This window comes from Nonomuraea sp. NPDC050783, from assembly GCF_040802095.1.
In the GTDB taxonomy this organism is placed as follows: Bacteria; Actinomycetota; Actinomycetes; order Streptosporangiales; family Streptosporangiaceae; genus Nonomuraea.
The window spans coordinates 293465-314429 of the sequence record NZ_JBFAHK010000008.1; the positions used below are offsets into that span (position 1 = coordinate 293465).

Below are 20965 nucleotides of genomic sequence, written 5' to 3' on the forward strand. Positions count from 1 at the left end.
AGATGTCAGTTTTCCAGATCGACTGTCATGGTCACGCCCAAGGCCACACCGATCAGGCCGACTCGCGCTCCCTGAGGCGCTGGCTGACCACCTGGGTGACCCCGTCGCCGCGCATCGACACGCCGTAGAGCGCGTCGGCGATCTCCATCGTGCGCTTGTTGTGGGTGATGACGATGAGCTGCGAGCTCTGCCGCAACTCCTCGAAGAGCGTCAGCAGCCGCTGCGTGTTGGTGTCGTCGAGGGCCGCCTCGACCTCGTCCATGACGTAGAACGGCGACGGCCGCGCCTTGAAGATCGAGATCAGGAACGCCACCGCCGTCAGCGAGCGCTCGCCGCCCGACAGCAGCGACAGCCGCTTGACCTTCTTGCCCGGCGGCCGGGCCTCGACCTCGATGCCGGTGGTCAGCATGTCGGCCGGGTCGGTCAGCACCAGGCGGCCCTCACCGCCGGGGAAGACCCGGGTGAAGATCTGCTCGAACTCGCGGGCGACGTCCTCGTAGGCGGAGGCGAACATCTGCTCCACCCGGTCGTCGACCTCCTTGACCACGGTCAGCAGGTCGCGCCGGGTCTTCTTCAGGTCTTCGAGCTGCGAGGTCAGGAACGCGTGCCGCTCCTCCAGCGCCGCGAACTCCTCCAGCGCGAGCGGGTTGACCTTGCCGAGCTGGTTCATCTGCCGCTCGGCGGCCCTGGCCCGCTTCTCCTGCTCCTCCCGGACGTACGGGACGGGCGGCTCGCCGGGGACCGGGACGTCGGGGCCGTACTCGGCGACCAGCGCCTCGGTCTCGACGCCGAACTCCTCCAGCGCCCGCTGCTCCAGCTGCTCCAGCCGCAGGCGCTGCTCGGTGCGGGCCATCTCGCTGCCGTGCACCCGGTTGACCAGCCGGTCGAGCTCCTGGCCCAGCTCGCGCACCCGCAGGCGCACCTGCTTCAGCTCGGCGTCCACCGCGACCCTGGCGAGGTCGGCCTCGTCGCGCTCCCGCGCGGCGAGCTCGACGGAGGCCGCGAGCCTCTGGAGCACCTGCCTGGCGCCCTTGCTGACCGCCTCGGCCAGCGCCGCCTGGCGCCGCCGCCGGGCGCGCTGCGCGGCCGCCTGGGCGCGCTCCTCGCGCTCGCGGCGGGCGGCCCGCAGCAGGGCGTCGGCGCGGCCGTCGATGCCCTTGACGCGCTCTTCGGCGGTGCGCACCTGGAGGCGGGTCTCCATCTCGCGCTGCCGGGCCGCCTCGCAGGCGCCCGCCAGCTCGTCGCGCAGGTCGGTGGTGGGCTCGGACTCCAGCTCCTGGGCGTATTCGGCCTCGGCCAGGCGGATCTCCAGCTCGGCCAGCTCCTCCAAGCCCTCGGCGCGGGCCTCCTCGGCCCTGGCCACGCTCGCGGACAGGCGCTCGGCCTCGGCGCGGGCGGCGCCGGCGGCGGCTTCGAGCTGGGCCAGCCGCCGGGCGGCGGCGGCCACGCGCTGGTCGGCCTCGCGCTGGCGGCCCCTGACCTGGTCGAGGGTGCCCTGGGCGGCGCTCACGCCGGCCTGGGCGGCGCCGGCGGCGCTCTGGGCCTCGCCGGCCCGGGCCTGCGCGGCCTCCAGGGCGGCCTGGGCGTGCTGCTCCCGGGCGACGGCCTCCTCCAGGGCCACCGCGGTCTCCGCGGCCCTGGCCCGCGCCTCCTCCAGGTCCTTCCCGGCCTCGTCGAAGGCGGCCCTGACCTGGAGCACGGACGTGCCGCCCTCGGCCCCGCCGCTGGCTAGCCGGGCGCCCACGACGTCTCCCGCTGCCGTGACGGCCCTGAGGTGCGGGTGCCGCTCGACCAGCGCCCGCGCCGCCTCCAGGTCGTCGACGACGACGACGTCGCGCAGGACATGGTCGAGCGCGGGCCGCAGCTCCCCGGGCACGGCGACCAGCTCGGCCACCCACCGCCCCCCTCGGGGCGCGGCTTCCCGCACCGCGCCGTTGGCGCCGTTGGCGCCGTTCGCGCCGTTGGCGTCGTTCGCGCCGTTGGCACCCTGCGTGCCGTTGGCGACCAGGAGGGTCGCTTGGCCGGAGCCGCGCTCGCGCAGCAGGCCCAGGGCCTCCACGGCCGTGTCGAGGCCCTGGACGGCGATCGCCTCGGCGACCGGGCCGAGCACGGCGGCGACCGCCGCCTCGGCGCCCGGGGTGACCCGCAGGGCGGCGGCCAGCGGGCCGAGCACCCCGGCCAGGTCGGCCTCCAGCAGCGCCGCGCCGCCGTCGCCCTTGGCCAGGCCCAGCTCCAGCGCGTCGCGCCGGGCGGCCAGCGCGGCCACGGAGCGCTGCGCCTCCTGGTCGGCGGCCCGCGCGGTGGCGACCGCCGAGCGGGCGGCCTGGAGCGCCGCACGCGGCCCGTCGAGGGCGGAGCTGGCCTCCTCCGCCGCCGTCCTGGCCGCGTCGGCGACCGCCCTGGCCTCCTCGACCAGGGCCTGCGCCGCCGCCAGCTCCTCGGCCAGCGCGGGATCGGCCGCGGGCTCCTCCAGCCGCCGCGCCTCCAGCTCCTCGCCGGCCTGCCGCGCGCGCTCGGCGGCGTCGGCCACGGCCTGCTGGAGCCGGCCGATCTCCTCCTCGGCGGCGCGGGCGCGGCTGCGTACGGAGTCGACCTGGCCGCGCAGCCGGGCCAGGCCCTCGCGGCGGTCGGCGGCGGCCCGCGCGGCCAGGGACAGCCGCCGCTCCTCGGCGCTCAGCTCGGCCTCGCGGCCGGCGCGTGCCCGGACGGCCTCCTCCAGCAGCTCGCGCGCCTGCTCCAGCTGGGCCTTGAGCACCAGCTCGCGCTCGCGCACCTCGGCCGCCTCGCGTTCGAGGTCTTCGGGGTCGCGGCCGCGCCGCTCGATGGCGGCGGCGTCGAGCGCGTGGCGGTGGCGTTCGGCGGCGAGCTGCTCCAGGCCGGTGATGCGCTCGCGCAGCGAGGAGAGGCGGAAGTAGGTCTCCTGGGCGGCCGCCAGGCGCGGCTGGGCCTCGGCCTCGGCGGCCTCCAGCGCGCCCTCGCGCTGCTGGGCCTCGGCCAGCTCGGCCTCCACCTGGGCCCGCCTGGCCATGATCGCGGCCTCGTCGGCGGCCTCGCGCTCCAGCGTGGCGCGCAGCGTGCCGACGTCGTCGGCGAGCAGCCGCAGCCGGGCGTCGCGCAGGTCGGCCTGGATGACGGCGGCCTTGCGGGCGATCTCGGCCTGCCGGCCGAGGGGCTTGAGCTGGCGGCGCAGCTCGGTGGCGAGGTCTTGGACGCGGGTCAGGTTGGCCTGCATGGCGTCCAGCTTGCGCAGCGCCTTCTCCTTGCGCTTGCGGTGCTTGAGCACGCCCGCGGCCTCCTCGATGAAGGCGCGGCGGTCCTCGGGGCCCGCGTGCAGCACGGCGTCGAGCTGGCCCTGGCCGACGATGACGTGCATCTCGCGGCCGATGCCCGAGTCGGACAGCAGCTCCTGGATGTCCAGCAGGCGGCAGGTGTCGCCGTTGATGGCGTATTCGCTCTGCCCCGACCGGAACATCAGCCGGCTGATGGTGACCTCGGTGTAGTCGATCGGCAGGGCGCCGTCGGAGTTGTCGATGGTCAGCGTCACCTCGGCGCGCCCGAGCGGGGGCCGGGAGGAGGTGCCGGCGAAGATGACGTCCTCCATCTTGCCGCCGCGCAGCGACTTGGCGCTGTGCTCGCCCATGACCCAGGCGAGGGCGTCGACGACGTTGGACTTGCCGGAGCCGTTGGGGCCGACCACGCAGGTGATGCCGGGCTCGAAGCGCAGGGCGGTGGCGGAGGCGAAGGACTTGAAGCCGCGCAGGGTGAGGGTCTTCAGATACAAGCGCGACCCCCTTCTCCCTGACCGGACCTCGGGAAAGCCTACTGGTCCCGGCCACCCGGCGCAGTCCGCGCCGGGTGGGAAGAGGGCAAATAGCAAGGGACGCCTCTCCGAGACGTCCCTGGGTCCTGCGCTCCGATCACTCTCAGGTGAGTGCCGGCTCGCGCTCCTGCATGCGGCTTAGCGCCGCCTCGTCGCGGGTTTGCGCCGCAAGAGCGTCATTGGTGGCCTGAAGTCGGATGAGTTCTGCCTCCAAGTCACGGATTCGCTGCTGTAGGCGGCGCATCTCCGAGACCATACGAGGGTCAGGACCGCCGACGTGGCCGAGTAGAGCCTTCGCCATGGTAAAGGGTCCTCCACGCTGAGTGACCAGACTGGTTCGCGCACTTCTTATTCCGCGGGAGGGGTGCGCGTGGTACCTAACAAGAGTCGCACCGGCAGTGTGGGCGGTCAAGTCGAACAGACCGCTGCGTCCTACTGATGGGCACTCCCGACATACAACTATACCCTATTTGGGCGGTTTAACGAAAGCGGCTACCTCTCCACAAAACCACCCAAACTACCTCGGGGTTCACTCCATCGTTCCACTACTCCATCGACCCTGCCCGGCGTGTCGCAACCTCTGAGCAGCTCCAGCAGCTTGACGCAGCCGGCGCGCGGGCCCTCGGCGACGACCTCGACCCGGCCGTCATCGGTGTTGCGCGCCCATCCTACGAGACCCAGCTCCAGCGCCCTGGCGCGGGTCCACCACCGGAAGCCGACACCCTGGACCTTTCCCCGGACCCAGGCCGTCAACCTGGCGTTATCCAAATTTTCCGACATCTTTCCCCGCCCTCGCCGATCAGGCCACCAGGGCCGCCCCTGACGCCTCCCGAGCCGCCGCCTCCCGGCCCGCCGCCTCCACGAACGCCCTGACCACGGCGGTCTCCGCCGCCCTCACCCAGGTCAGGCCCAGGATCGACGGAGGCAGCCCGCTGACCGGCACGAAGCTTACGTCGGGCCGCCGGTGATGCTCCGCGGTGGGGGTGCAGAACAACATGCCGCCCCGCCCCAGCGCCACCTGAGTCAAGCCCTCCTGCGCGGTCGCGACCGCCCCCGCCCGGGGTATCGGACGTCCGCAAGGGGTCACGGAGGGTGCCGTCCGCTCCTTCCACCACCGCGGCGCGGGCCCCTCGAACCCGATCAGCGGGACGCCGGCCAGCTCCTCCGCCCCGATGCCGGGCCGGCCCGCCAGCGGATGGCCCACGGACACGCCGAGCCGGTGGGAGACCCGGTTCAGCGCCGGCCCGGTGGCCAGGTCGGGCTCCTCCACGGGCAGCAGGGTGAAGGCCACGTCCACCTGGCCCGCCCGCAGCTTGCCGAAGGGGTCGGACATCGGGATCTCGACCAGCTCGGTGGCGCAACCGGGATGGCCGCGCTCGAAGGCCCGGACGCTGGCCGTGACGGCGTCGGTGGGCGTCGCCAGGAAGCCCACCCGCAGCGTCCCCGCCACCTCCCGCGCGGCGGCCCTGGCGCGGCTCACCGCGCCCCTCAGCCCGTCGTAGGCGGGCCTCAGGTCGGTCAGGAAGCGCTCGCCGAGCGGGGTGAGGCGGACGCGGCGGCTCGTCCGGTCGAACAGCCTGCCGCCGATCCTGCTCTCCAGCGAGCGCAGGAGCTGGCTGACCCGGGCCGGCGACAGGTAGAGCCGATCGGCCGTGCGGGCGAAGTGCAGCTCCTCGCTCAGCACCACGAAGCACTCCAGCTCCCGGAAGTCCATCCCATGCCTCCGCGCGATCGTTCAGCCTGACTGAACCAAGCCTTCACGGTTCGCCGTTGTTCCCGCCGGGCGGTCGGAAGAAGGCTGGAGGGCATGACGGAAACCCTTGTCCCCACTCTGTCACGGGCGCGGTGGCTCGCCGTGTCCGTGCTCGCCCTCGGCACCTTCACGCTGGTGACCAGCGAGATGCTCCCCGTCGGGCTGCTGACCTCGATCGCCTCGGACCTGGGGGTGAGCCCCGGGACGGCGGGCCTGACGATGTCCGCCCCCGGGCTGGTCGCCGCCGTCTGCGCGCCGCTGCTCGCCGTGGCCGCGCGCCGGGCCGATCGGCGGATCCTGTTGCTCGCCCTGATGGCGTTGCTGGCGCTCGCCGACCTGGCGGCGGCGCTGGCGCCCGGGCTGGCGGTGATGCTGGCGGCCCGGGTGGTGACCGGGGTGAGCATCGGCGGGTTCTGGGCGTTCGCGGCGGGGCTGGGAGCGCGGCTGGCGCCCGAGCGGCACGTCGGCCGGGCCACCTCGATCATCCTGGGCGGGGTGTCGGTGGCGTCGGTGCTGGGGGTGCCGGCGGCGACGTTCGTCTCCTCGTACGCGGGGTGGCGGGCGGCCTTCGCCGCGATGGGCGTGCTGGCCCTGGCCGTGCTCGCGCTGCTGGCCACCACGCTGCCGCCCCTGCCCGGCGAGGCCGCCGCGCGCCCGGCCGGTCGCGGCCCGCGGCTGTCCGGGCCGCTCGCGCTGGTCCTCGTGCTGACCGTGCTCATCATCGCCGGGCACTTCGCCGCCTACACCTACGTCCGGCCGTTCCTGGAACAGGTCGCGCAGGCCGGTCCCGGCCTCGTCGGCGTCGCCCTCCTCGCGTACGGCGCCGCCGGCGTCCTCGGCAACTTCGCCGCCGGAGCCCGCGCGGCCAGGAGCCCCGGCGCCGTCCTCGTGGTCCTGGCGCTGCTCATCGCCCTGGGCACGGCGGCCCTGTCGCTCACCGGCCTGCCGCTCGCGGCGCTCGTCCTGTGGGGCCTGGGCTACGGCGGCGTCGGCGTGGCCCTGCAACTGTGGATCATGCGGTCGGGCGGCGGCGAGTGGGGGACGGCGCTGTTCGTGAGCGCGTTCAACGTCTCCATCGCGCTCGGCTCCCTGGTGGGCGGCCGGGTGACGGACGAGGTGTCGGTGACCGCCGCGATGTGGCCGGCCTGCGTGCTCAGCCTGCTGGCCGCGGCCGTGGCCGCTGCTGGCACGTGGGGCAGGAGTAGGACGAGCGGTTCATGAACGCCTCCCGCCTGATCGCCGTGCCGCAGCGGGAGCAGGGCAGGTCGCGCCGGCCGTACACCTCCAGCGAGCGCTCGAAGTAGCCGCTCTCGCCGTTGACGTTGACGTACAGGCTGTCGAACGACGTGCCGCCCTGCCGCAGCGCGGCGCTCATGACCGCACGGACCCCGGCCAGCAGCTCGGCGATCTTGGGCCGGGTGAGCGTCTGCGTCGGGCGGGCCCAGTGCAGCCGGGCGATCCACAGCGCCTCGTCGGCGTAGATGTTGCCGACGCCGCTGATCAGCGACTGGTCCAGCAGGGCCCGCTTGACCTCGGTGCGCCTGGCCCGCAGCCGCCGGGCGAACTCGTCGTCGTCGAAGGCCGCCTCGAACGGGTCCGGCGCGATGTGCGCGATGGGCTCGGGCACCCCGCCCGCCAGGGCGGTGAGCATGACGTGGCCGAACGTGCGCTGATCGACGAAGCGCAGGTCGGGGCCGCCGTCCTCGAAGCGCAGGCGGACCCGCAGGTGCCGCTCCGGCGGCGCCTGCGGGTCCACGACCAGGAGCTGGCCGCTCATCCCCAGGTGCGCCAGCAGCGACTCCTCGGCCCCCGACAGCGGCAGCCACAGGTACTTGCCGCGGCGCTCGGCCGACAGCAGCGTGCGGCCCTTCAGCCGCGCGGCGAACTCGTCGGCGCCCGGCACGTGCCGCCTGACGGCGCGCGGGTGCAGCACCTCGGCCGCGGCGATCTCCCGGCCGGTGACCCACTGCGCGAGGCCGCGCCTGACGACCTCGACCTCCGGCAACTCCGGCATTGGACCTCGCCCCCCTGTCCAGGCGGGCACACCCGATCGGCGAACCCGTTCGCCGGCGTGCCCGTGTGCGCGGGATCAGCCCGCGCGCCCGTGCGCGGGATCAGCCCGCGCGCCCATAGGCGGGCTCAGCCCGCGCGCCCATAAGCGGGCTCAGCCCGCGGCGGGCTGGCTCTCGCGCTGCTTCTCCCGCTCCTCGCGGCGGGCCCGGATGCGGGTCCACGCCGCCTCGGCCGCCTGCTGCTCGGCCTCCTTCTTGCTGCGCCCGGTGCCCGACCCGTACGACTCGCCGCCCACCCGCACCATCGCCGTGAACGACTTGGCGTGGTCGGGGCCGCTCTCCTCGACGTGGTATTCGGGCACCCCGAGCGCCTCGGAGGCGGTCAGCTCCTGCAACGAGGTCTTCCAGTCGAGCCCGGCGCCCAGCGACGCCGAGCGCACGATCAGCGGGTCGAACAGCAGGTGCACGACCCGGAACGCCTCGTCGAGCCCCTTGTCGACGTAGATCGCGCCGATCAGGGCCTCCAGCGTGTCGGCCAGGATCGACGACTTGTCGCGCCCGCCGGTGCCCTCCTCGCCGCGGCCGAGCCGCAGGAACCGGCCCAGCCCGAGGTTGCGGGCCACGTCGGCCAGCGCGCGCATGTTGACCACGGCCGCCCGCAGCTTGGCCAGCTGGCCCTCGGGCAGGTCGGGGTGGTTGCGGTAGAGCGTGTCGGTGACGACCAGGCCGAGCACCGAGTCGCCCAGGAACTCCAGGCGCTCGTTGGTCGGCAGGCCGCCGTTCTCGTACGCGTACGAGCGGTGCGTCAGCGCCCGTTCCAGGATGTCGAGGTCGAGACCGACCGACAGAACCCGCTCCAGCTCGTCCCCGGCGACCTCGACGGCCACCGGCTTAGGACCTGCGCCCACCTGTTTCCTCCTCGGACATCTTCCATTGGCGATGGCGCGCCGACTGCGGAAGATGCCCGAAAACGTGGTGGGCGTCGGGGTAACGCGTTAGCCCCGGCGTCCACCACGGCCGCGGGCGAACCGCCGCCGCACGCATCTAAGACGGTAACGCCGACCGAGGCACAATGGCACCCGGCCGGCATCACGTCAACTGCTGACGAGAGACCTGCGATGTGACTGCCGCCACGCCTTCCAACCAAGCACACGGAGGGGGCGGCGGTCCAATCGGCAGATCGAGTGGTGCCGGCGGATCAGGCGGACGGCTCGATGACCTGACGGCGGTTGTAGGTGCCGCAGGTGGGGCACGCGATGTGCGGCTGCTTCGGCGAACGGCACTGCGGGCAGCTCACCAGGGCGACGGCAGTCGTCTTCCACTGGGAGCGACGGGCGCGGGTGTTGCTCCGCGACATCTTTCGCTTCGGGACGGCCACGTCACTTCTCCTGATCGTTATCTTTGTCGGTAATCAGACCTTGCAACGACGCCCAGCGGGCGTCGATCTTCTCGTGCCGGTGGTCGTCGCCGGCCTCGGCCAGCTTGACCCCGCACTCCGTGCAGAGCCCCTCGCAGTCCTCGCGGCACACGGGGCTCAGCGGCAGTGCGAGCACCACCGCGTCGCGGAACACCGGCTCGAGGTCGAGCAGCTCGCCGTCGAGCAGTGAATCCTCCTCCGAGGCGTCCTCGTCGGAGTAGAAGTAGAGCTCCTGCAGGTCGACCTCGATGTCCGAGGACACGGGGTCGAGGCAGCGGGCGCACTCCCCCGCGAGCGGGGCGCGCGCCGTGCCGGACACGAGCACGCCTTCCATCACTGCTTCGAGCCGGAGGTCCAGCTCGACTTCGGAGTCTTTGGGGACTCCGATCATGTCGACGCCGAGGTCAGCCGGTGCCGGGAGCGTCAGGGTCATCTGCCGCATCGTGCCCGGCCGCTTGCCCAGGTCATGAGTGGAGATCACCCACGGGGAGCGGGGGTCGAGGTGCTGAGTCATCCTGATCTCGCTAGGCATGGCGAAAACGATCGCCGTCGTACAAGGCCGAAATGAAAGGATAGCAGGTCGAGCTCAGCCCCTGAGCCGCTCGACGAGCAGCTTGTGCACGAGATCGGGCACGAGGCCCGACACATCTCCACCATACCGGGCGATCTCCTTCACGCGGCTGGAGGACAGGAACGAGTACTCGGGGTTGGTCGGCATGAACAGCGTCTCGACGCCCGACAGGCGGTAGTTGAGCTGGGCCATCTGCAACTCGTAGTCGAAGTCGCTGACCACCCGGATGCCCTTGACGATGGCGGGGATGTCGTTCTGCTTGCAGAAGTCCACCAGCAGGCCGTGGAACTTCCTGACCTTGACGTTGGCGAACTGCTTGGTCACGGTCTGCAGGATGTCGATGCGTTCGTCGACCGTGAACAGGCTGCTTTTCTCGACGTTGATGAGCACGGCCACCGTCACCTCGTCGTACAGGCGGGCCGAACGGCCGATGATGTCGAGGTGGCCATTGGTGATGGGGTCGAACGACCCCGGGCAGACTACGCGGCGCAAGACGCCTCCCAGGTCTACGGGTTCCCGGCGGCGCGACCGTACCAAACGGACGCTTCGCCATAGCGACGGACCCTCTCCTCAACGTACCCTTCCGGCCACACCAGTGCTTTTCCCCTGCTTTCCCGCTCGAACGCCACCAAAGCCTCATCGGCCAGCCAGCCGTTGTCGCGCAGCAGCTCCAGCACCGCCGTCACCTCGGCGTCGGGCACCGCGTACGGCGGGTCGGCGAAGACGATGTCGAACGGCCCGCCCTCCGGCGGCCCGGCCAGCGCCCGCCCGACCTTGTCGGCGACCACGCGCGCCCCCGCCAGGCCCAGCGAGCGCACGTTCTCCCTGATCGTCCTGACCGCCTTCGGATCGGACTCGACCAGCACCGCCTCGGCCGCGCCGCGCGAGAGCGCCTCCAGGCCGATCGCGCCCGAGCCGGCGTACAGGTCGAGGAGGCGGGCCTCGCGCAGGCCGTACAGGGAGTCGAGCGTCAAGAAGATCCCTTCCCTGGCCCTGTCACTGGTCGGCCTGGTGCCGCGCCCCGGCGGCACCGCCAGCCGCCTGCCACCCGCGCTCCCCGCGATGATCCGAGTCATGTGCCCCATTCTTTCGCATGTTCCCCCAGGTCAAGAGTGGACAAGTGTCGGCCTCGTTCGAGCAAGGGTCATTGGTTTCGCGACCGGGGGCACGCATGATGAATCCGCGGCCTTCAAGGTGACCCACATGAAGGCCGACCGGCGTGATCGTGAGCCCTTCCGCACGCCGGTTCCCTCGGCACCTGACCCGAGGGTGGGCCCAGCCGGGGACGGCATTCGGGGGGAGGCCGTCCCCGGCGGGGGCTCCGATGTTCCGCTCACGGCGTGCCGTGCCGCCGTGCCGCCGGCCTCAGGTCTTCTCCAGGTATTCGGCGCGCTCGTCCTGCAGCAGGCGCTCGATCTCGGCACGCAGGAACGGGTGGCCGGACAGGTCGGGATCGGTGGCCAGGAGCGCGGCGGCCTCCTCGCGGGCCGCGGCGATCACGTCCTCGTCGCGCAGGAGCTGCAGCAGCTTCAGCGACGAGCGCTTGCCGGACTGCGCCGCGCCCAGGACGTCACCCTCGCGGCGCTGCTCCAGGTCGACCCGGGACAGCTCGAAGCCGTCGAGGGTGGCGGCGACCGCGTCGAGGCGGGCCCGCGCCGGGGTGCCCTCGGGGAAGTCGGAGACCAGCAGGCACAGGCCCGGCAGGCCGCCCCGGCCCACGCGGCCGCGGAGCTGGTGGAGCTGGGAGACGCCGAAGCGGTCGGCGTCCATGATGATCATGACGGAGCTGTTGGGGACGTCCACGCCGACCTCGATGACCGTGGTGGCGATGAGCACGTCGAGCTCGCCGCGCGAGAACGAGCGCATGACCGCGTCCTTCTCCTCCGGCGGCAGCTTGCCGTGCAGGACCCCCACCCGCAGGTCGTGGAAGGGGCCCTGGGTCAGCAGCTCGGCCACGTCGAGCACGGCCAGCGGCGGGCGGCGGTCGTCGTCGCCCGTGGCCGCCACCACCTGCAGGTCGCCCTCGTCGCCCTCCAGGTCGCCGATGCGCGGGCACACGATGTAGGCCTGCCGGCCCAGCGCCACCTCCTCCCGCACCCGCTCCCAGGTGCGGTCCAGGTAGTGGGGCTTCTCGGCGGCCGGCACGACGTGCGTGGTGATGGGCGCGCGGCCGGACGGGAGCTGCGACAGCGTGGAGACCTCCAGGTCGCCGAAGACCGTCATGGCGACCGTGCGCGGGATCGGCGTGGCGGTCATCACCAGCACGTGCGGCCGGGTGTCGCCGGCCTTCTCGCGCAGCGCGTCGCGCTGCTCGACGCCGAAGCGGTGCTGCTCGTCGACCACCACCAGCCCCAGGTCGGCGAACTGTACGTGCTCCTGCAGCAGCGCGTGCGTGCCGACCACGATGCCGGCGTTGCCTGAGGCCGCGTCGAGCAGGGCCACGCGCCGGGCGGCGGCGCCCATCGAGCCGGTCAGCAGCGTGACCGCCGTGCCGCCGAACATGCCGCCCTGCGCGAGGTCGCCCAGCATGGTGGTGATCGAGCGGTGGTGCTGCTGGGCCAGCACCTCGGTCGGGGCGAGCAGCGCGGCCTGGCCCCCCGCGTCGACCACCTGGAGCATCGCGCGCAGCGCCACCACGGTCTTGCCCGCGCCGACCTCGCCCTGCAGCAGGCGGTGCATCGGGTGCTCGCGCGCGAGGTCGGCGGCGATCTCCTCGCCCACCGCGGCCTGCCCCTCGGTCAGCGCGAACGGCAGCCGCCCGTCGAAGTCGGCCAGCAGGCCGTCGTCGCGGCGCGGCCGGGGCCGGGCGGGCCAGGCCGTGGCCGCCTGGCGGCGCTGCAGCAGCACGGACTGGAGCACGAACGCCTCGTCGAACTTCAGCCGCTGCCGCGCCCGCCCCACCTCGGCGAAGTCCTTGGGCCGGTGGATGGCCTCCAGCGCCTCGCCCAGCGGCTGCAACTTGTGGCGCACCCGCAGGTCGGCGGGGAGCGGGTCGTCGAGCGGGCCGAGCGTGTCGAGCACGACGCCGATCGCGCGCCTGATGGCCCACGGCGTGACGTCCTTGCCCGCCGGGTAGATCGGCACCGGCGCGGTGGCGAACTCCGCGGCGCCGCCCTCGTCGTCCTCCTCGAACAGCTCGAACTCCGGGTGCGCGAGCTGCCAGCGCGGCCGGGCCCGCGCCCCGAACAGCCCGACCTTGCCGGCGAACATGCCGCGCCGCCCCGGCTTGAGCCGCGACTCGGCCGCATGCGAGCCCTTGCCGAAGAACGACAGGTAGATCTTGTTGCCGGTGCCGTCGACGACCTCGACCTCCAGCCAGGTGCCGCCGCGGTTGCGCATCGGCTTGCGCATGAGCCGGGTCACCTCGCCCGCCACCGTGACGTGCTCGTCGACCTCCAAGGCGTCGAGCGAGGTCAGCTCGCCCCGCTCGGCGTAGCGGCGCGGGTAGTGGCGCAGCAGGTCGCCGACCGTCTCCAGGCCGAGCACGCTGTGCAGCAGCTTGGCGGTCTTCGGGTCGAGCGCCTTCGTCAGAGGCTCGTCGAAACGGCTCACGGCATTAAGTTGTACCGCCTGCCGCCGACAGGAATCCCCTGATCCCCCGGCCGGCGCCCCGGCGCGTCACTCGACGCCGATCAGCAGCGGGTGGCCGTCCTGGCCGCCCTCGTAGACCACCAGGTCCACGTCCGGCCGGGTGGCCCGCAGGTGGGCCGCCAGGCCGCCGGCCAGCCCCGGCGGGGCCGCCGCGCCGGTCACCAGGGTGACCAGCTCGCCGCCGCCGGCCACCATCCGGTCCACCACCAGCGCGGCCACCCCCTCCAGCGAACCGCCGATCACCGCCACGTCGCCCTCGATGAGGCCCAGCACGTCGCCGGGCCGGCACACCCCGGCGCTGGTGAACGCCTCCCCGTCGGCCACCGTCACGTGGCCGTAGCGGGTCTGGCCGGCCGCGTCCGCCATCGCCACCACGTCGTCGTCGAAGCGGCGCAGCGGGTCGTGCACGGCCAGCGCCGCCAGGCCCTGGACGCTCGCCCGCGTCGGCAGCACGCTGACCACCAGCCCGTCCTGGCGGGCGATCTCCGCCGCCGCGGCGGCCACGGCGCCGGCGTCCTCGTCGTTGGGCAGGACCGCGACCTCGCCGCCGGCCTGCCGGATCGCCGCCAGCAGGGCGGGCAGGGCCGGCCGGCCGCCCGGCTCGCGGCGCACCACGACGGCCCCGCACTCCTCGAACAGCGCGGCGATCCCGTCGCCCGCGGCGACCGCCACCACGCCGCGGCCCGCCCCGGCGCGGTGGACGCGCTCGGCCAGGTACGTGATCCTGATGCGGTGCGGCCGCCCCGCCCGCAGCCCGGCCTCGACGGCCGGACCGGCCTCCGGCACGTGGACGTGCACGTTCCACAGCCCGTCGCCGCCGACCACGACGAGCGAGTCGCCCATGGCGTCCAGCTCGGCGCGCAGCCGCGCCACGGCCCCGTCGTCGTCGGCGTCCAGCAGGTACATCACCTCGTAGCCCGCCCCGGCCTCGGTCATGGGCGCGAGGCGGGCGGCCGGGGCGGGCACCTCGTAGTGGCCGTCGTAGGAGCCGGTGACCACCGCGGCCAGGGTCTCCAGCACGATCGCCGCCCCGGCGCCGCCCGCGTCCACGACGCCGCTGCGGGCCAGCACGTCGAGCTGGGACGGGGTGCGCCCCAGCGCCGCGCGGGCCTCGCCCGCCGCCCGCCTGGCCACCTCGCGCGGGTCGGCCTCCAGCCCCTGGACGGCCCGCGCGGCGGACTCCAGCACGCTCAGCACCGTGCCGTCCACCGGCCGGGCCACCGCCTCCCTGGCCAGCACGGCGGCCCGGTGCAGCGCGGCCCGCAGGTCGTGGCCGTCCTTCAGCACCTCGGCCAGGCCGCGCAGGGCCTGGCTGACGATCACGCCGGAGTTGCCGCGCGCGCCGACCAGGGCGCCGTACGAGAGGGTCTGCCACACCACGGCCACGTCCACCTCGTCGGGCAGGGACTCGACGGCCTCGGCCGCGGACAGCAGGGTCAGGTGCAGGTTGGTGCCGGTGTCGCCGTCGGCCACCGGGAACACGTTGAGCGCGTCGATCTCCGTCCTGGCGCGGCCGAGGGCGTCGGCGGCCAGCCGCACCCAGCGGCGCACCGCGGGCGGGTCGAGGATCTTCATCCGCGCTCTCAGACCTCCCAGGTGCGCTACTGTTGTCGAAGGAGAATATCTCCGTGCCGGGGCCGAGTGAGCGCTCCGGCCAGTGCTCCAGTTCGCGCCCAACGGTGTGGATCGGATATTCTCGTCTGGCTGGCCGGTTGTCCCGGCATGCCCTCCGCCCGGTAAGCATCAGCGGACAGGGCTACATCGACTGTTTTAAGGAGCGATACCGTGGCTTCCGTCTGCGATGTCTGCCGCAAGGGGCCGACCTTCGGTAACAACGTGTCCCACTCCCACCGCCGCACCCGCCGTCGTTGGAACCCCAACATCCAGACGGTGCGCGCGGTCGTCGGCGGCACGCCGAAGAAGCTGAACGTGTGCACCTCGTGCATCAAGGCGGGCAAGGTCACCCGCTAGGTTCCCGCGCGTACGACGAAGGCCCGCCTCCCCTGACGGGGAGCAGCGGGCCTTCGTCATGCGCTCCGCCGGGCGCTCGGCGGATGCTCGGCGTGCGCTCGTCGGATGCTCGGCGTGCGCTCGGCGGATGCTCGGCGTGCGCTCGGCGGGTGCCCCGCCGGGCGCTCAGCGCAGGCGCCAGGCGTGGTCCACCGGGCCGATGCCCGCGCCCAGCGGGAAGCCGCGGGCGATGGCGCCCGTCACGTACTCCTTGGCCGCCCGCACCGCCGCCGGCACCTCGTCGCCCAGCGCGAGGCGGGAGGCGATGGCGGAGGCCAGGGTGCAGCCCGTGCCGTGGGTGTGGCGGTTGTCGTGGCGCTCGCCGGTGAAGCGGTGCTCGCTCGTGCCGTCCGTCAGCAGGTCCACCGGCGCGCCCGGCAGGTGGCCGCCCTTGATCAGCGCCCATCTCGGGCCCAGCTCCAGGACAGCGTCCGCGGCGCGGCGCAGGTCGTCCTCGTCCTCGACCTTGACCGAGGTGAGCTGCTCCACCTCCCACAGGTTCGGCGTGGCCACGGTCGCCACCGGCAGCAGCCGGGTGCGGATCGTCTCGACGGCCTCGGGCGCGAGCAGCGGGTCGCCGTGCTTGGACACCCCGACCGGATCGACCACGACCGGTGCCCCGTAGCCGCCCAGGGCGTCGGCGACCACCTCGACCAGGGCGGGCGAGGCCAGCATCCCGGTCTTGACCGCCTGGGCGCCGATGTCGCCGAGCACCGAGTCGAGCTGCGCCCGCACGGCCTCGGGCGGCAGCTCCCAGTAGCCCTGGACGCCGAGCGAGTTCTGCGCGGTCACCGCCGCGATGACGCTCATGCCGTGGACGCCCATGGCCATCATGGTCTTCAGGTCGGCCTGGATGCCGGCGCCGCCCCCGGAGTCGGAGCCGGCGACGGTGAGCACGCGTGGAGGGGTCGAAGCCGTCATGTCCCCCATCCAATCATCCATGCCGTACGGCCCGTTCAGGCCACTGAGCACTCCCCGCTGACCATGCCGCAGGTCTCGGCCTGCTCGCCCCTGCCGGTGGCGGTGAAGGAGACCTTGGCCCTGCCACCGGCCGCCAGGGACGTGCGCACGTCCAGGATCAGCAGGTCGCCGTCCTGCGTCCAGTCGGCACCGCTGACGCTGAGCACGCGGCCCTCGACCGGCACCGAGACCGTGGGCTCGTCGAGCGTGCGCTCGGAGGTGTTGGCGACCATGAGGCTGGCCGAGTAGCCGCCGGCGCGCTGCCTGATCGTCTGCCGGACGTTCACCGAGCCGCCGGCGCTGCCGCCGCTCTGCCCGAACGGCCCCTGGCCGCCGCCGGTGTCCTCGGGAACCGGCTCGGAGGTGGCCGTGGCGCCGCCGCCTGCGGGCGACGAGACGTTGGGGTTGGGGGTGAGCGTGTCGCTCTCCTCGACGGGCTCCGGCTCCTCCGCCGGCGGCCGGGTCGGCTGCGCGGACGCCTTCACCCTGGTCTTCGTGGGCTTCGGCGTGGGCGAGGGGGTGCGGCGCGGGGCGCGGGCGACGTACGAGGCGGTGGGCGTCGGCCGCTCGGAGGCCGTGCTCTTCTCCTCGTCCGGGGTCGGCTCCTCCTCCGCCGGGTCCGGCTCCGTCTCCTCGGCCGCCGGGTCCGAGACGGCGGGACCGGGCTGGTTGGGGCTCTTCTGCACGGCCGCGCAGGTCGCGCCCTCGCACTTGGCGGGGTCGCCGGAGCCCATCAGCTTGACGCCGGCCACCGTGCCGCCGAGGACCACGGCCACGGCCGCCACGGACAGCAGCGCCATCTTGCCCTTGCCGCCGCCCTTGCCGTCGCCCGGCGGCGGGCCGGCCAGGAGGCCGTCGTCACCGTCGCCGCCGTTCCCGCCGTCCCGGCCGGCCCTGCGGCGGCCGCGGCGGCCTTTGGGCTCGTCCGGCTCGTCCAGGCCGGAGTCGGCGGACCAGCCGGAGTCCAGGAAACCGGTCTCGGCCTCGGCCCATGCCGGGGCCTGGACGGCCGTCGGCTCGCCGGCCACCTTGATGTCGCCCGGCATCGGCGGGCCCGCGGGGGGCGCGTCGAACCTGGCCGTACGGTCGGCGGGCCCGTCGAAGGGGTCCGGCTCGCCGAAGAAACCCTCCCCGCGGCCGGGCCGCTCGAAGGGACCGGCCGGCTGGCCGGGGTGACCCCCGGGCTGCCCGAAAGGCCCGCCCGGCTGGTCGAAGGGCCCGGTGGACCTGCCAGCCTGCTGGCCGAAGGGGTCCGCAGGCCGGTCGAACGGGCCGGTGGGCCGGCCGGGGGCCTGGTCGAAGGGGCCGGACGGGCGGTCGAAGGGGCCGGTGCCGCGACCGGGGATGTCCTGGGGGGCGCCCGGGACCTCGAAGTCGCCGGTGGCGGGCCCGTTGAACGGGCCGGAGCCGCCCGGGGCCCGGTCGCCCGGAGCCCGGTCACCGGGAGCCCGGTCGCCTGGGGCCCGGTCACCCGGGGCGCCGGAAGGGGCGTCCCAGTCGGCCGGGCGGGCGAAGGCGCCCGTCACCTCGAACGGGCGGGCCTGCTCGCCGTAGGGCGCGGGCGGCGGCGGGAAGGTGCTCGCGGAGCCGCCGGCCGGTGGCGGGCCTCCGGCGGAGTCGGTGGGCAGCGCGAAGGCTCCGGTGGTCTCGAACGGCTCGGGCCGCGGCCCGCCCGGTGGCGGCTCGCTCTCGCGGCGCGGCATCGGGGCCCATTGCCCCGTGACCTCGGGCCGGTCCGGCAGCGACGGCCAGCCCGGCGGCTCGGCCTGCTCGTCAGGACCCCAGAATGCGCTGCTGCTCCCCCGTTCTTCCCCGTCGTCGGATCCACCTGTGCCGTGGCGGCCCATGGCTGCCCTTTCTTCCGGGTACAGTGGCCGCCAATCTTCATAACACCTTTGCTACGCCCTTGTCACAGCAATCCCACTAGTCATACCCCAAACCGGGAAAATATCCCAAAAATTGGGACACGTCACTACCGAAAGTGATCCCATCCGCCGGGCCCCATCTCGCGGCCGTACACCAGGACGCCCTCGCCCTCGACCACCCGCCCGACGACCCGCCACGCCTCCGGCAGCCGCGTCCCGGCCGGGAAGACCGCCGCGAGCGCGTGATCCTCGCCACCCGTGAGCACCCACTCCAGCGGATCGGCCCCCAGCTCCTTGGCCGCCGCCGCCACCGGCTCGCCCACCTCGAACGCCTGCGGATCCAGCTCGACGCGCACCCCGCTCGCCGCCGCGACGTGCCCGAGGTCCTGCAGCAGCCCGTCGCTCACGTCGAGCATGGCGCTCGCGCCCAGCTCGGCGGCGCGCGGCCCCTCCTCGTACGGCGGCCGGGGCCGCCGGTGCGCCGCGACCGCCCGCTCCAGCACCGGCGAGCCCGCCGTCACACCGGCCTCCAGCAGCGCCCATCCGGCCGCCGCGTGCCCGAGCCGCCCGGTCACCGCCACGACCTGCCCCGGCCGGGCGCCGTCGCGCCGGACCGGCGCCCGCCCGCCGAGGTCGCCCAGCGCGGTCACGCCCAGCACCACCAGGTCGCACCGGGTGACGTCGCCCCCCGCCACGCTCGCCCCGGCCGCCTCGCACTCCTCGCGGAAGCCGTCGGTCAGCTCGTCCAGCCAGGTCAGGGGCAGGTCGGCGGGGATGCCGAGGCCGATCACGAGCGCGGTGGGCGCGGCGCCCATGGCGGCCACGTCGGCGAGGTTCTGGGCGGCGGCCTTGCGGCCCACGTCGTACGGGCCGGACCAGTCGCGCCGGAAGTGCCTGCCCTCCAGCAGGAGGTCGGTGGTGACCACGACCCGCCCGTCGGGGGCGGCGACCAGCGCGGCGTCGTCACCCGGCCCCAGCATGACCGCCGCACTCTGGGGCAGACGACCGGTAATACGATTTACCACGCCGAATTCGCCGAGTTCTCCGACTGTGATGACGCACCTCCTGACGCACACAGGGTACGGTGGCCCTTCGGCGTGATCCAATCGCCCGGGAGGACGTGATGGTGCAGGCCTACATCCTTATTCAGACCGAGGTCGGCAAGGCCGCCGCCGTGGCCGGTGAGATCTCCGGGATCCCCGGCGTGACGCAGGCGGAGGACGTGACGGGGCCGTACGACGTGATCGTTCGCGCGGAGGCCCACAATGTGGACGAGCTGGGCAAGCTCGTCGTGGCCCAGATTCAGGCGGTGGAGGGGATCACGCGTACGCTGACGTGTCCGATCGTCCATATCTGAGCCGTTCACGGCTGGGTCGTCCATAGTCAGAGGTAGTCGTCGCATGCGTGCCGCCGCCGTCCTGCTCGTTCTCCTCGCGCTCGCCGGGTGCGGTGGCACCGTCCAGGTGGAGCCGCCGGTGCCCCAGGGCCCGGCGGTCGCCGCCTGCGACAAGCTCGCCACGGTGTTGCCCCGCTCGCTGGACGGGGCCGAGCGTGGCACGTCCGAGCCGCCGTCGCCGTACGTGGCCGTCTGGGGCGAGGGGGCCGTCGCGCTGCGCTGCGGCGTGCCCCGGCCCGCCCGCATGGCGCCGACCGACCAGCTCCAGGAGATCAACGGCGTGGGCTGGTTCCCCGACCCCGGCAAGCCCGCGCTGTTCACCGCCGTGACCGACGCCGCGTACGTGGAGGTCACGGTCGGCGGCGGGCACACGCCCGGCGACGTGCTCGCGGAGCTGTCGGGCCCGGTCGGGCGGATGGCCGGGTAGCGGTCACCGCAGCCCGGCCGGCCGGTTGAGCGCGAGCTGGATGAGCCGTTCCACCAGCTCCGCGTACGGCACCCCGGTGGCCGCCCAGAGCTGCGGCGCCACCGACAGCGAGGTGAAGCCCGGCATGGTGTTGATCTCGTTGAGGACCAGCCTGCCCTCGGGCGTGTAGAAGAAGTCGACCCGCGCCAGGCCCTCGCAGTCGAGCGCCTCGAACGCGCGCACCGCCATCGCCCGCAGCTCCCCGGCCGTCTCCGCGGGGATGTCGGCGGGCACGGTCAGCGACATCTGGTCGGGGTAGTACTTGGCCTCGAAGTCGAAGAACTCCTGCCCGCCCTCGACCCTGACCTCGCCGGGCAGCGACGCGGCGGCCGGCTCGTCGCCGGGCGACTCCAGCACCGCGCACTCGATCTCGCGGCCGGCGATGGCGGCCTCGATGAGCACCTTGGGGTCGTGCTGCCGGGCGAACTCCACGGCCTCCTCCAGCCGCGCCCGGTCGTGCGCCTTGGAGATGCCCTGGGAGGAGCCGGCCCTGGCGGGCTTGACGAAGACCGGGTAGCCGAGCTGCTCCTCGGCCTCCTTCAGCACCAGCTCGCGGTTGAGCCGCCAGTCGCGGTCGCGGACGGTCACGAACCTGCCGGTCGGCAGCCCGGCGGCGGCCATCACGGTCTTCATGTGCGCCTTGTCCATGCCGACGGCGCTGGCCAGCACGCCGGAGCCGACGTAGCGCACGCCGGCCATCTCCAGCAGGCCCTGGATGGTGCCGTCCTCGGCGAAGGGCCCGTGCATCACCGGGAAGACCACGTCCACCGAGCCGAGCTCGACGGGGATGGCGCCGGGGTCGTAGGCGACCAGGGAGCCGCCGCCGGAGGGCAGCGCGAGGGCGGCGCCGGAGGTGTCGACCACCGGCAGCTCGCCCTCCTCGATGGCGAACCGCTGGTCGGACGCGGCGAGCACCCACCTGCCGTCCTGGGCGATCCCGATCGGGATCACCTCGTACTTGCTCCTGTCGATCACATCCAGCACGCTGCCCGCCCCCATCAGGGACACGGCGTGCTCGGAATTGCGACCCCCGAAAACGACGGCGACGCGTGGCTTGCTCATGGTGTCCGAATCTACCGGGGTGTCCCCCGCGCAGCGAGCCAA

General features: G+C 73.8%; 20 protein-coding genes. 4 read left to right on the top strand and 16 right to left on the bottom strand.

All coding sequences use genetic code 11. The annotated features are described in order from the left end of the window. Window positions 1-52: 52 nt before the first annotated feature. The 4 genes from smc to AB0H75_RS24005 all read right to left on the bottom strand — a co-directional run bounded on the left by smc (window position 53) and on the right by AB0H75_RS24005 (window position 5534). Window positions 53-3781, bottom strand: coding sequence for a chromosome segregation protein SMC (gene smc / locus AB0H75_RS23990; RefSeq protein WP_367799557.1), 3729 nt, complete (start codon window positions 3779-3781; stop codon window positions 53-55). A 142-nt stretch (window positions 3782-3923) separates the two neighbouring features. Continuing rightward, the gene (locus AB0H75_RS23995; protein ID WP_367799559.1) at window positions 3924-4121 is read right to left on the bottom strand and encodes a hypothetical protein; all 198 of its coding nucleotides are present in this window, start codon (window positions 4119-4121) and stop codon (window positions 3924-3926) included. A gap of 191 nt (window positions 4122-4312) precedes the next feature. Further along, the gene (locus AB0H75_RS24000) at window positions 4313-4588 is read right to left on the bottom strand and encodes an acylphosphatase (RefSeq protein WP_367799561.1); all 276 of its coding nucleotides are present in this window, start codon (window positions 4586-4588) and stop codon (window positions 4313-4315) included. Window positions 4589-4619: 31 nt separating this feature from the next. Beyond that, on the bottom strand, window positions 4620-5534 hold the full coding sequence (locus AB0H75_RS24005) for a LysR family transcriptional regulator (RefSeq protein WP_367799563.1): 915 nt from the start codon (window positions 5532-5534) through the stop codon (window positions 4620-4622). Window positions 5535-5627: 93 nt separating this feature from the next. On the opposite strand from AB0H75_RS24005, the gene AB0H75_RS24010 reads away from it, so the two are divergent. Next, complete coding sequence (locus tag AB0H75_RS24010; RefSeq protein ID WP_367799565.1) at window positions 5628-6794, top strand: MFS transporter; 1167 nt, start codon at window positions 5628-5630, stop codon at window positions 6792-6794. On the opposite strand, the gene mutM is transcribed toward AB0H75_RS24010, so the two are convergent. From mutM to AB0H75_RS24050, 8 genes are all read right to left on the bottom strand, one after another. Then, entirely contained in the window at window positions 6727-7587 is an 861-nt protein-coding gene (gene mutM / locus AB0H75_RS24015; protein ID WP_367799567.1) for a bifunctional DNA-formamidopyrimidine glycosylase/DNA-(apurinic or apyrimidinic site) lyase, read from the bottom strand. The genes AB0H75_RS24010 and mutM overlap by 68 nt on opposite strands. A gap of 150 nt (window positions 7588-7737) precedes the next feature. Beyond that, window positions 7738-8472, bottom strand: a complete 735-nt coding sequence (gene rnc, locus AB0H75_RS24020) for a ribonuclease III (RefSeq protein WP_367799730.1) — start codon at window positions 8470-8472, stop codon at window positions 7738-7740. Window positions 8473-8783: 311 nt separating this feature from the next. Next, a complete protein-coding gene (gene rpmF / locus AB0H75_RS24025; RefSeq protein ID WP_033409409.1) occupies window positions 8784-8963 on the bottom strand; it encodes a 50S ribosomal protein L32 in 180 nt (59 codons plus the stop codon). Between the two features lies 1 nt (window position 8964). Next, complete coding sequence (locus AB0H75_RS24030) at window positions 8965-9534, bottom strand: DUF177 domain-containing protein (protein ID WP_367799570.1); 570 nt, start codon at window positions 9532-9534, stop codon at window positions 8965-8967. A 54-nt stretch (window positions 9535-9588) separates the two neighbouring features. Then, complete coding sequence (coaD, locus tag AB0H75_RS24035) at window positions 9589-10065, bottom strand: pantetheine-phosphate adenylyltransferase (protein WP_367799572.1); 477 nt, start codon at window positions 10063-10065, stop codon at window positions 9589-9591. Window positions 10066-10079: 14 nt separating this feature from the next. Then, entirely contained in the window at window positions 10080-10649 is a 570-nt protein-coding gene (gene rsmD, locus AB0H75_RS24040) for a 16S rRNA (guanine(966)-N(2))-methyltransferase RsmD (protein ID WP_367799574.1), read from the bottom strand. Between the two features lie 289 nt (window positions 10650-10938). Continuing rightward, complete coding sequence (gene recG, locus AB0H75_RS24045) at window positions 10939-13125, bottom strand: ATP-dependent DNA helicase RecG (RefSeq protein ID WP_367799576.1); 2187 nt, start codon at window positions 13123-13125, stop codon at window positions 10939-10941. A 66-nt stretch (window positions 13126-13191) separates the two neighbouring features. Then, window positions 13192-14739: a DAK2 domain-containing protein gene (locus tag AB0H75_RS24050; protein WP_367799578.1), complete on the bottom strand. Its 1548-nt coding sequence runs from the start codon at window positions 14737-14739 to the stop codon at window positions 13192-13194. 210 nt (window positions 14740-14949) lie between these two features. Here AB0H75_RS24050 and rpmB point away from each other — a divergent pair, with 210 nt between their 5' ends. Further along, window positions 14950-15135 (top strand): 50S ribosomal protein L28, encoded by a 186-nt coding sequence (gene rpmB, locus AB0H75_RS24055; RefSeq protein ID WP_043618345.1) that lies wholly within the window; start codon window positions 14950-14952, stop codon window positions 15133-15135. Between the two features lie 165 nt (window positions 15136-15300). Here the strand turns inward: rpmB and thiD are convergent, their stop codons facing one another. From thiD to AB0H75_RS24070, 3 genes are all read right to left on the bottom strand, one after another. Beyond that, window positions 15301-16104 carry a bifunctional hydroxymethylpyrimidine kinase/phosphomethylpyrimidine kinase gene (gene thiD, locus AB0H75_RS24060; RefSeq protein ID WP_367799581.1) on the bottom strand — a complete coding sequence of 268 codons (804 nt, stop codon included), beginning with the start codon at window positions 16102-16104 and terminating at the stop codon, window positions 15301-15303. 26 nt (window positions 16105-16130) lie between these two features. Continuing rightward, a complete protein-coding gene (locus AB0H75_RS24065; protein WP_367799583.1) occupies window positions 16131-17837 on the bottom strand; it encodes a hypothetical protein in 1707 nt (568 codons plus the stop codon). Window positions 17838-18106: 269 nt separating this feature from the next. Beyond that, complete coding sequence (locus tag AB0H75_RS24070; protein WP_367799585.1) at window positions 18107-19075, bottom strand: thiamine-phosphate kinase; 969 nt, start codon at window positions 19073-19075, stop codon at window positions 18107-18109. Between the two features lie 47 nt (window positions 19076-19122). Here AB0H75_RS24070 and AB0H75_RS24075 point away from each other — a divergent pair, with 47 nt between their 5' ends. Both AB0H75_RS24075 and AB0H75_RS24080 read left to right on the top strand, forming a co-directional pair. Further along, the gene (locus tag AB0H75_RS24075; RefSeq protein WP_367799587.1) at window positions 19123-19356 is read left to right on the top strand and encodes an Lrp/AsnC family transcriptional regulator; all 234 of its coding nucleotides are present in this window, start codon (window positions 19123-19125) and stop codon (window positions 19354-19356) included. Between the two features lie 43 nt (window positions 19357-19399). After that, window positions 19400-19822, top strand: a complete 423-nt coding sequence (locus tag AB0H75_RS24080; RefSeq protein WP_367799589.1) for a DUF3515 domain-containing protein — start codon at window positions 19400-19402, stop codon at window positions 19820-19822. Between the two features lie 3 nt (window positions 19823-19825). Here the strand turns inward: AB0H75_RS24080 and AB0H75_RS24085 are convergent, their stop codons facing one another. Then, a complete protein-coding gene (locus tag AB0H75_RS24085; RefSeq protein ID WP_367799591.1) occupies window positions 19826-20923 on the bottom strand; it encodes a D-alanine--D-alanine ligase family protein in 1098 nt (365 codons plus the stop codon). Window positions 20924-20965 lie beyond the last annotated feature (42 nt).